Annotated in this window: 9 protein-coding genes and 1 pseudogene; 5 read left to right on the forward strand and 5 right to left on the reverse strand. The window is 70.7% G+C overall.

The window, feature by feature from the left end:
* The first annotated feature begins 189 nt into the window (after positions 1 to 189).
* Together ACP15J_RS05425 and ACP15J_RS05430 are read left to right on the forward strand one after the other, a co-directional pair.
* Positions 190 to 1,296, forward strand: coding sequence for an ABC transporter ATP-binding protein (locus tag ACP15J_RS05425; RefSeq protein ID WP_424937381.1), 1,107 nt, complete (start codon positions 190 to 192; stop codon positions 1,294 to 1,296).
* A 93-nt stretch (positions 1,297 to 1,389) separates the two neighbouring features.
* Positions 1,390 to 2,694, forward strand: coding sequence for a DUF4032 domain-containing protein (locus ACP15J_RS05430; RefSeq protein WP_424937380.1), 1,305 nt, complete (start codon positions 1,390 to 1,392; stop codon positions 2,692 to 2,694).
* A gap of 99 nt (positions 2,695 to 2,793) precedes the next feature.
* Here the strand turns inward: ACP15J_RS05430 and ACP15J_RS05435 are convergent, their stop codons facing one another.
* The 4 genes from ACP15J_RS05435 to ispD form a co-directional block, all read right to left on the reverse strand.
* Complete coding sequence (locus tag ACP15J_RS05435; protein WP_424937379.1) at positions 2,794 to 3,435, reverse strand: NAD(P)-dependent oxidoreductase; 642 nt, start codon at positions 3,433 to 3,435, stop codon at positions 2,794 to 2,796.
* A 116-nt stretch (positions 3,436 to 3,551) separates the two neighbouring features.
* A complete protein-coding gene (gene rlmB, locus ACP15J_RS05440; RefSeq protein WP_424937378.1) occupies positions 3,552 to 4,556 on the reverse strand; it encodes a 23S rRNA (guanosine(2251)-2'-O)-methyltransferase RlmB in 1,005 nt (334 codons plus the stop codon).
* Entirely contained in the window at positions 4,549 to 5,961 is a 1,413-nt protein-coding gene (gene cysS, locus ACP15J_RS05445) for a cysteine--tRNA ligase (protein WP_424937377.1), read from the reverse strand. The genes rlmB and cysS overlap by 8 nt, the downstream gene beginning before the upstream one ends.
* A gap of 48 nt (positions 5,962 to 6,009) precedes the next feature.
* Complete coding sequence (ispD, locus tag ACP15J_RS05450; RefSeq protein ID WP_424937376.1) at positions 6,010 to 7,245, reverse strand: 2-C-methyl-D-erythritol 4-phosphate cytidylyltransferase; 1,236 nt, start codon at positions 7,243 to 7,245, stop codon at positions 6,010 to 6,012.
* Between the two features lie 76 nt (positions 7,246 to 7,321).
* Here ispD and ACP15J_RS05455 point away from each other — a divergent pair, with 76 nt between their 5' ends.
* Together ACP15J_RS05455 and ACP15J_RS05460 are read left to right on the forward strand one after the other, a co-directional pair.
* On the forward strand, positions 7,322 to 7,672 hold the full coding sequence (locus ACP15J_RS05455; protein WP_424937375.1) for a PadR family transcriptional regulator: 351 nt from the start codon (positions 7,322 to 7,324) through the stop codon (positions 7,670 to 7,672).
* Positions 7,672 to 8,571, forward strand: coding sequence for a permease prefix domain 1-containing protein (locus ACP15J_RS05460; protein WP_424937374.1), 900 nt, complete (start codon positions 7,672 to 7,674; stop codon positions 8,569 to 8,571). The genes ACP15J_RS05455 and ACP15J_RS05460 overlap by 1 nt, the downstream gene beginning before the upstream one ends.
* Positions 8,572 to 8,679: 108 nt before the next feature.
* On the opposite strand, the pseudogene ACP15J_RS05465 reads toward ACP15J_RS05460, so the two are convergent.
* Positions 8,680 to 9,126: pseudogene (locus ACP15J_RS05465) on the reverse strand (CarD family transcriptional regulator); the annotation flags it as partial.
* A 181-nt stretch (positions 9,127 to 9,307) separates the two neighbouring features.
* Between ACP15J_RS05465 and ACP15J_RS05470 the strand changes: the two are divergent.
* Positions 9,308 to 9,850 carry a hypothetical protein gene (locus tag ACP15J_RS05470; RefSeq protein WP_424937373.1) on the forward strand — a complete coding sequence of 181 codons (543 nt, stop codon included), beginning with the start codon at positions 9,308 to 9,310 and terminating at the stop codon, positions 9,848 to 9,850.
* Positions 9,851 to 10,013 lie beyond the last annotated feature (163 nt).

Consider the following 10,013-nt stretch of genomic DNA (forward strand, 5'->3'; position numbering starts at 1 on the left):
CCAGGCAGGCTGGGAAATACCCAGACGGGGACCGCCCTGAGGCTGCATGTCGAGCGCGAACGGATGGACGGCGCGGCTCCCGCCGTGAGATACTGACGATGGCCCGACGGCGGGCCACGGCGGCTCACCCCCGCCGCTTCCATTCACGACGGATCGTCCGGCACGTACCTGCCGGTGAAGGAGAAACAGATGGCCTCTGTGACGTTCGACGACGCAACCCGCCTCTACCCCGGGGGTACTCGACCCGCGGTCGACAAGCTCAACCTCGAGATCGGCGACGGAGAGTTCCTCGTCCTGGTCGGCCCGTCCGGGTGTGGGAAGTCCACCTCGCTGCGCATGCTCGCCGGCCTCGAAGAGGTCAATGACGGCCGGATCCTCATCGGCGACCGCGACGTCACCGACGTGCCCCCGAAGGATCGGGACATCGCGATGGTGTTCCAGAACTACGCCCTGTACCCGCACATGACGGTCGCGGAGAACATGGGCTTCGCGCTCAAGATCGCCGGCGTCGGCAAGGAAGAGCGCGCCAAGCGTGTCCTCGAGGCCGCCAAGCTCCTCGACCTCGAGCAGTACCTCACCCGCAAGCCCAAGGCGCTCTCCGGCGGTCAGCGTCAGCGCGTCGCCATGGGCCGCGCGATCGTCCGGCAGCCGCAGGTCTTCCTCATGGACGAGCCGCTGTCGAACCTCGACGCCAAGCTGCGTGTGCAGACCCGCACGCAGATCGCCTCGCTCCAGCGCCGTCTGGGCGTCACCACCGTCTACGTCACGCACGACCAGACCGAGGCGCTGACGATGGGCGACCGCATCGCCGTGCTCAAGGACGGTCTGCTACAGCAGGTCGGCACGCCGCGCGACCTGTACGAGAAGCCGAGCAACGTGTTCGTCGCCGGATTCATCGGCTCTCCCGCGATGAACCTCTTCCCGGCCGACCTCGCTACCGGAGGCGTCCAGTTCGGCACCAAGCTCGTGGGCGTCGAGGCGGACGTGCTCGCCGGCGCGAGCGGCAAGGAGGCCACCGTCGGAATCCGCCCCGAGGACCTCGTGGTCTCTCCCGAGGACGGCCAGGGCCTCACGGTCACGGTCGACCTCGTGGAGGAGCTCGGCGCCGACGGCTACCTGTACGGCCACACCGAGGTCGCGGGCAAGCGCACCGAGATCGTCGCACGCGTCGATGGCCGTCGTCACCCGAACGCGGGCGACCAGGTCGTGATCGCGCCGGTCCCCGGCCACCTGCACCTGTTCGACATCGAGTCGGGCGAGCGCCTCGGCGACAAGCCGGTCGTCGCTGCTTCCTGACGTCCTTCACCACGCGGCGCGGGCGGACTCCGGTCCTCCGCGCCGCGTGGCGTCTACTGGAAGAATCGTGGTCTGGGGAAGAGGAGGAACGCCGTGCAGGACGCCCTGACCATCACCGCGAGCACGGTCGACGCAGGCCTGCTGGGACTGCCCTGGTCCACGCCACTGGCGAAGTGGCCCTCCGACGCGATCGTCTCGTTGCCGAAAGGCCTGTCCCGCCATCTCGTCCGGTTCGCGGATCTGTCGGGCCGCGTCGTCGCCGTCAAGGAGACCACGGAGGAGATGGCACGCCGCGAGTACGAGATGCTCGGCAACCTCGCCCGCCTCGACGTCCCCTGCGTCTCGCGTGTCGCGGTGATCGCCGGGCGGACGGACGAGGACGGTGTCCCGCTCCCCGCCGCCCTGGTGACGGCGCACCTGCGGTTCTCCATGCCCTACCGCGCGCTCTTCACCCGTGTCCTCCGTCCGGACACCGCGACCCGCCTCGTCGACGCGCTCGCCCTGCTCCTCGTCCGACTGCACAACGTCGGCTTCTTCTGGGGCGACGTCTCGCTGTCCAATGCCCTCTTCCGGCGTGACGCCGGCGCCTTCGCCGCGTATCTGGTGGACGCCGAGACGGGTGAGCTCCATGAGGGCGGTCTGACCGAGGGGCAGCGCGCGCACGATCTCGACGTCGCCCGCACCAACATCGCCGGCGAGATCATGGATCTCGCCGCGGGAGGCCGCCTCGAGCACGGCGTCGACGCGGTCGCGGTCGCCGACGGGATCGTCTCGTCCTATCGCGCGCTCTGGGCCGCGCTCACCGAGCACGAGTCCTTCGCCGCCGGCGAGACCTGGCGCATCACCGAGCGCGTCGAGCGGCTGAACGCGCTCGGCTTCGACATCGGGGAGATGTCGATTCAGACGACGCCTGACGGGACGCGGGTCGAGATCGAGCCGAAGGTGGTCGACGCCGGGCACCACCAGCGCCGGCTGATCCGACTCACCGGCCTCGACGTCGAGGAGAACCAGGCGCGGCGGCTGCTCAACGATCTGGACGAGTTCCGCGCCCGGTCCACCAAGAACTGGGCTGACGAGGAGATGTACGCCCACGAATGGCTGACCCGGGTGTTCGAGCCGGTCGTGCGGGCGATCCCCTACGACCTGCGCGCCAAGCTCGAGCCGGCCGAGGTCTTCCACCAGGTGCTGGAGCACCGCTGGTACATGTCCCAGGCTGAGGACCGTTCGGTGCCGCTCGCGGAGGTCCTCTCCTCCTACATCACCGACGTCCTTCGCCACCGGCGCGACGAGGCGACGATCATGGGCCCGCCGTCCGAGACCCTGTCTCTCCCGGTGATCACCGGTGCTGTCCCGATCCCGGACGACGCCGACGGGGTCGACTGGCGCGATCTCGTCTGAGCCGGCCAGGCCTCTGCCCCGGCCAGGCCTCGTCCGAGAACGCCTGTGCCCGCCGTCCGAACGGCGGGCACAGGCTCGGTCCCGGTCCGGGGGACGCGTTCAGTACCCGACGGTGAAGCGTCCGCGACGGTGGTTGCCCTGCTCGACCTCGTCGACCACGGCCATCGCGAAGTCCGCGCCGGAGATGAAGGACTTGCCGTCGGCGTCGCGGACGATCACCTCACCGCCGTCGCGGTAGCGTCCCGTCCGCTCCCCCTCTGCCCAGGAGCCGAAGACCTCGGCGGGGTGGATGAAGAACCAGTCCAGCGACGGGTCCGAGTCCTGCAGCAGGGCCAGGGAGTCGATCCCGACCTGCGCCTCGTGCCTGTACTCCTCGGGGAAGCCCTGGTCGAACAGTCGCGGCCCGCCGGGCGCGATCAGGCTCCCACCGGCGCCGCCGACCACACCGAGGCGGGTCGTCGTCCCGGTGAGCTCCGCGATCAGGCCACGCAGCACGTCGAGCACGGCATCCTCCATGTCGCCCCGCGGCGAGAGCGCGGAGACGACCGCGTCGGCACCGGTCACCGCGCCGGCGACGGCATCGGCGTCACGCACGTCGGCCTGGACGGAGGAGACGCCCTCGACGGGGCTCTCCGGAGCCGAGCGCGACACGGCCACGACCTCATGGCCGCGGGAGACGGCCTCTTGCACGATGTGGCGTCCGGCGTAGCCGGTTCCTCCGAGGACGACGATGCGGGCCATGTGCGTTTCCTTCCGTTCTGCACCGAGGGTACGGGAGGTGCAAGGCGCACGCCACAGGGTGTATTCCCGGCCGGAGGGCGCGGATCTCCCGGCAGGACGCTCGCCGCAGCCGGCGGTCAGCGCGCCGCGGCTCGGATCGTCGCAACCTGGTAGAGCGCCACGGATGCGGCGATGCCGGCGTTGAGGGACTCCGTGGCTGCCGAGATCGGGATCGAGACGATCTGGTCGCATGTCTCGGTCACGAGACGCGAGAGGCCCTTGCCCTCGGACCCCACCACGATCACGACCGGGCGGTCGGCGAGCTGGAGGGCGGGGAGCGACACATCGCCGTCGCCGTCCAGCCCCAGCACGAACACGCCCTGTTTCTTGAACTCCTTGAGCTGGGTCGTGAGGTTGGCAGCGAGGGCCACCGGGACGCGGGCGGCCGCGCCCGCGCTCGTCTTCCATGCGGCGGAGTTCACGCTCGCCGACCGACGCTGCGGCAGGATGACGCCCTGCCCGCCGAAAGCGGCGGTCGAGCGGATGATCGCGCCGAGGTTGCGCGGATCGGTGACCCCGTCGAGCGCCACGAGCAAGGGGGTCTCGCCGCGGTCGACGATCTGCTCCAAGAGATCCTGCGGATGCGCGTACTCGTAGGGCGGGACCTTGAGGGCGACGCCCTGGTGCACGCCGTCGAAGCCGGCCATGCGGTCCAGCTCCTGCCGGGTGACCTCGAGGACCGGGATCTCCCGGTGCCGGGCGATCGCCAGCATCTCCTTGACACGATCGTCCATCTCCACCCGCTGCGCGATGTAGAGCGTGATGGCCGGGATCCTGGTCCGCAGCGCCTCGAGCACCGAGTTCCGTCCGGTCACGGTCTCGGTGTCGGACGCGTCCTTGCCACGCCCCGCGAGGCGGTTCGGGTTCGAGCCCTGCGGCTTGGGGCCGGGTCGTCCCTTGCCTCCCGCAGCGACGTAGCGCTCCTGTGCGGCCTTGCGTTTGCCCGCCACGTGCCAGGCACGGTCCTCTGCCTTGGGAGTGGGCCCGCGGCCTTCGAGCGCCTTCCTGCCGTTCCCACCCGTGCCCTTGAGAGCGCCCTTCTTCTTGCTGTTGCCCGATCCCGGGCGGCTCGGCTTAGCCATCGATGCTCCAATGCGTTCCGTCCGGAGTGTCCTCCAGAGTGATGCCGGCGGCGGCGATCGCGTCACGGATCCGATCCGCCGCCGCCCAGTCCTTGTCCGTCCGCGCCTGGGCGCGCTGCGCGATCATCGTCTGCACGAGCGTGTCCAGCGCGCCGTGCTCTCCTGTGTCCGCACCCTCGGCCAGGACGCCGTCGAGCCCGAGGATCCGGACCATCGCCGATACGGCCCCGAAGGCCTCTGCGACCGCCGCGGCGTCGCCGTCGTCGATCGCGGCGTTCCCGCCCCGAACGGTCTCGTGCAGCACGGCGAGGGCCTGGGGGACCCCGAGATCGTCGTCCATCGCCGCGGCGAACCCCTCGGGGAGGACCTCCGGCGCAGCGGCGGCGGAGACGGACGCCCGACGGGCGCGGCCGACGAAGGAGCGGACACGCCCGAGCGCCGCCTCTGCCTCGCTCCACGAGGAGTCGGAGAGATCGAGGCTGGACCGGTAGTGCGCGGCGGCGAGCGCGTAGCGCACGATGAGCGGATCGTGCGCGGCGAGCACGTCGGCGGCGAGGGTGAAGTTCCCCAGCGACTTGGACATCTTCTGGCCGTCCACCGTGACGAGGCCGTTGTGCACCCAGTATCGGGCGAACTCGTCACCTGCCGCGGTGGACTGCGCCAGCTCGTTCTCATGATGCGGGAAACGCAGGTCGAGACCGCCGCCATGGATGTCGAAGACCGGACCGAGGTATCGGCGCGACATCGCCGAGCACTCGATGTGCCAGCCGGGACGCCCCTCGCCCCATGGCGACGCCCAGGTCGCGTCTGCGGGCTCGCCGGCCTTGGCGCCCTTCCAGAGCGCGAAGTCCTGCGGGTTGCGCTTGCCCCGGGGATCCGCGTCCTCGGCAGCCTCCATCGCATCCACGGACTGGTGTGTCAGTGCGCCGTACTCCGGCCAGGAGCGCACGTCGAAGTACACGTCACCCGATCCGTCGGTCGCGGGATAGGCGTGGCCGCGCTCGATCAGGCGGGCGATCAGCTCCTGCATCTGCGGGATGGACGCGGTGGCCCTCGGCTCATATGTCGGGGGGAGGATGCCGACGCCGGAGTAGGCAGCGGTGAACTCCTGCTCCATCCGGTAGGCCAGCGCCCACCACGGCTCCTCTGCCGTGGCGTTCAGCAGCACCTTGTCGTCGATGTCGGTGACATTGCGCACGAAGGTCACCCGCCCGTAGCGGACCGTGAGCCAGCGGCGCAGCAGGTCGAAGCCGAGAGCGGCCCGCACGTGTCCGATATGCGGGCCGGACTGCACCGTGGGACCGCACACGTACATCGTCACGTTCGCGGGGTCGAGCGGGACGAAGTCGCGCAGCTCCTGCGCACGCGTGTCGTAGAGCCGGATGGCCGGGCGGTCGAGTGTCACCGCTCAAGCCTACTCGGCGCGGGATCGGGCTCCGCGGCGATGACGATCTCAGCCGGCCGCAGGGGTCGGGCCGTACACGAGCGCCACGGCCGTGACCGCGATCCCCTCGCCGCGGCCGGGGAATCCGAGGCCGTCCGTCGTCGTCGCCGACACCGCGACCGGCGCGCCGCCGAGCGCGGCGGAGAGGACGGCCTCGGCCTCCGCACGGCGCGTGCTGAAGCGGGGACGGTTCCCTTGGAACTGCACCGCGACGTTGCCGATCGCGCATCCCGCCTCGGTGAGGATCTCGGCGGTCCTGGCGAGGAAGACATCGGCGTGCGCTCCCGAGTACTCCGGGTGATCCGTTCCGAAGTGCGTGCCGATGTCACCGAGCCCTGCGGCGCCCAGAAGCGCGTCCACGATCGCGTGGGCCACCGCGTCGCCGTCCGAGTGCCCCGCGAGCGCGGGCTCCCCCGGCCATTCGAGGCCGGCGAGACGGAGCACGCCGTCGCCGGCGAAGCCGTGCACGTCCGTGCCGATCCCCACCCTGGGCGCCCCGGTCCACGTCTTCTCGCCCCTCGGCGTCCCGTCGGAGGCGAGGACGAGTCGAGCTCGCTCCAGGTCGGCCGGTGTCGTGATCTTGAAGGCGCGCGCGGATCCGGTGATCCGCCGCACCGCGTGGCCTGCGGCGGCGAAGAGCGCGGCGTCGTCGGTGTAGTCCGCGCCGTCCCCCGCCGCGCGGGCGTACGCCTGGTCGAGCAGCCGGCGGGGGAACCCCTGAGGCGTCTGCGCGGCGGCGAGCTCGGCCCGATCGACGACGCCGACGATCTCGTCGCCGGACACGCGTTTGAGGGTGTCGATCACAGGGAGCGCGGGGACGATCCCCTCCCCCGCGCCCGCGGCGACGGCCGCGCCGACCGCGTCGATGAGCGAGGCCGGGGTGAGCGCCCGTGCCGCATCGTGCACGAGGACCGTCTCCACGTCGCCCCAGAGCGCCGCGAGACCCGCCGCGACCGACTGCTGCCGGGTCTCCCCTCCCGTGACGACCCGCACCAGGTCCCGCCGCGGACCGGCGGCGGCGAACGCGTCGGCCTCGGCCTCGCCCTCGTAGCCGGCGGGAGCGACGACGACGACCTGCGCCGGCGCGGCGGAGAAGACGCGGTCGAGCGCATGGCGCAGGACCGTTCGGTGGTCGATGCCGACGAGCGCCTTGGGCGCGCCGGCGCCGAGTCGGGTCCCCGACCCTGCGGCGACGACGACGACGGCCGTGTGCGGAACGGGAAGGAGCGGCGGCGCGACGGTCACGCTCTCACGTTACCGGCGGCCGCTCCCCGCAGAGAGCCGCACCATGTCAAGTATCTGATCTGATATAGTAATAGACATGGCAAGTGAGGATGCGTTCGCAGCAGATCTGCTGCGAGGCCACACGGACACGATCGTGCTCGGCGTGCTGCGCTCCGGCGACGCCTACGGATTCGAGATCTACAAGGCGATCCGCGAGGCAACCGGCGGCGATCACGAGATCAAGGAGGCCACGCTGTACGCGACATACCGACGCTTGGAGAAGGACGGACTCGTCGAATCCTATTGGGGCGACGAGACCCAGGGAGGCCGACGGAAGTACTACCGGATCACCGACGCCGGCAGGGCCGTGTACCACGGCAATGTCACAGCCTGGGTCTCCACCCGCCGCATCATCGACACGCTTCTGGACGTGAAGGACAAGGACTGATGAACACCGCCATCCACCGCCTCCTCGACGAGGCCTTCGCCGGGATCGAGACGACACCGGTCGTGCAGGACCTGAAAGAGGAGATCCGCGCGAACCTCATCGCCCGCGCCGACGAGCTCGAAGCCGCGGGGGCGACACCGACCGATGCCGCGCATCGTGCAGTCGCCGAGCTCGGCGACGTCCGGCTGCTCCTGGCGGAGACCGAGGCCGCCGCCACGGACGGCCTCCCGAGGGACCCCGCCAGATATGCCGCCCTCGTGCTGCGCCACCGCGTGCGCCCGACGCCCGGCTTCGTCGTGCGGGCGGTGGTCTGGTCGCTGCTGGTCGTCGTGGGGCTGACCCTCGTCACCCTCGGAGCCACGGGGGCGATGCCGCTTCCGACCGGACCGATGATCGGGCTTCTCGGCGCCGCAGCGACCGGAGTCGGCCTCTTGATCGGAGACTCCCTGTCCCAGGAGACGACGACGAGCCACCCGCTCCCGGAGAAGCGCGCCAGCGGCTTCGCCCTCGCCGGCTTCCTGCTGTCCTACGGCCTCGGCGTCGCCGGACTCGTCGCTCTGCAGGCGCTCCCGGTCTGGTGCGTCGTCTTCGCCGCGCTGGGCGTGATCGCCTCGATCATCCTCTTCGCGTTCCTCGGCGCCACCCAGACGAACCGGCACAAGGCCTGGACCCGGCAGGCCCGCGCCGCCGGACCTCCGAGCCGGTTCGAGGAGGAACCGGAGACCGCCGCGCGGTTCGGCATCTACACGGCCGTGATCTGGATCGTCACCTTTGCGATCATCGCTGTGCTGACCTTCACCGTGGGCTGGTGGTGGGCTCCCGTCGCGTTCGTCGGCGGCTTCGTCTCGATGCTCCTGCTTCTCGCCCGCATGATGTTCGGCACACGCCAAGCTGGCTGACGACGAAGACCGTGGACGAGAGAAGGAGGGGGGGGGGGGGGGGGGCCCCCCCCCCCCCCCCCAAAAAAAACCACCAGACGGCCCCCCCCCCGCCCCCCCCCCCCCCCCCCGCTCCTCGTCGATCTTCTCCGCGAGCGCGAGCTCGGAGGTGAGGATCTGACGCGCCTTGGCGAGCATGCGCTTCTCGCCCGCGGAGAGCCCCCGGTCCTGATCACGACGCCACAGGTCGCGGACGACCTCACTCACCTTGATGACGTCGCCGGAGGCGAGCTTCTCGAGGTTGGCCTTGTACCGGCGCGACCAGTTGGTCGGCTCCTCGGTAAAAGGGGCTCGCAGCACCTCGAACACGCGGTCGAGGCCCTCCCTGCCGATCACGTCGCGCACGCCGACGAGGTCGACGTTCTCAGCCGGGACCTCGATGATGAGGTCTCCCTGCGTGACGTTCAGCTTCAGATACTTCTTTGTCTCGCCCTTGATCACCCGGTCTTTGACCTCGATGATCGTCGCGGCGCCGTGGTGGGGATAGACGACGGTCTCGCCAACCTCAAAAAGCATAAAGTCGTGTCCTTTCGGCAATCTCCAGGATACCACATCGAACATGCACTAAGGTTTGCCGAGCACTTCCCCGAAGCCGCCCACGCGGCGCCGTCGACCATCGACCTGCCGTGGTCCCGAGCAGTCGCCGCAGAAGCCCTAGAATGATGTCGGACCGTCACGTCGCATCCCAGGAGGACCCGTGAAATCGCGCCTTGCTGCGTCTCTCGCCATCAGCGCCGCCGTCATCGTCGGAGCCACCGGGTGCTCGATGATCTCCCCTCAGGCCACCACGATCCAGTACTCCGCCTCGGACGGCGTGAACGTCCCGGGCAACGGCCCGGTGGCCGTCCGCAACGCCTTCATCGTCGCCGACGAGGAGGGCACGGGCAATCTCGTCGCCGGGCTCGTGAACGAGACCGGCACCTCGGCGACGCTGTCCGTCGAGGTGGACGGCGTCGCCGCCCAGACCGTGCGTGTCGGCGCGGGCAAGACGGTCAGCCTGGGCGGCGCCGACGCCCCGCTGCGGATCCAGGGCGCCGACCTGAAGCCCGGCGCGACCGTCGGCGTCTACTTCCAGTCCGGGGACGACAAGGGCTCCCTGACCCAGGTGCCGGTCCTCGACGGAACGCTCCCGTACTACGCCGACCTCGTCCCGTCCGAGAAGCCGACGCCGGAGCCGACGTCGACGAGCGGGCCCGCGCTGACCTCCGTTCCGACGCCGACCAGCGCCCCGGCCTCCTGAGCTGGAGCCGGACGAACGCCGAAGAGGCCCGCACCCCGACGGTGCGGGCCTCTTTCTGTCCGGACACTGCCCGTTCCCCCGTTCCCGGGGGGGGGGGGGGGGGGGGGGGGGGGGGGCCCCCGCCCCCCCAACCCCCCCGCACGCGGGGGGGGGGGCGGGCGCC

It is taken from the genome of Microbacterium sp. S308A+, assembly GCF_049800815.1.
In the GTDB taxonomy this organism is placed as follows: Bacteria; Actinomycetota; Actinomycetes; order Actinomycetales; family Microbacteriaceae; genus Microbacterium.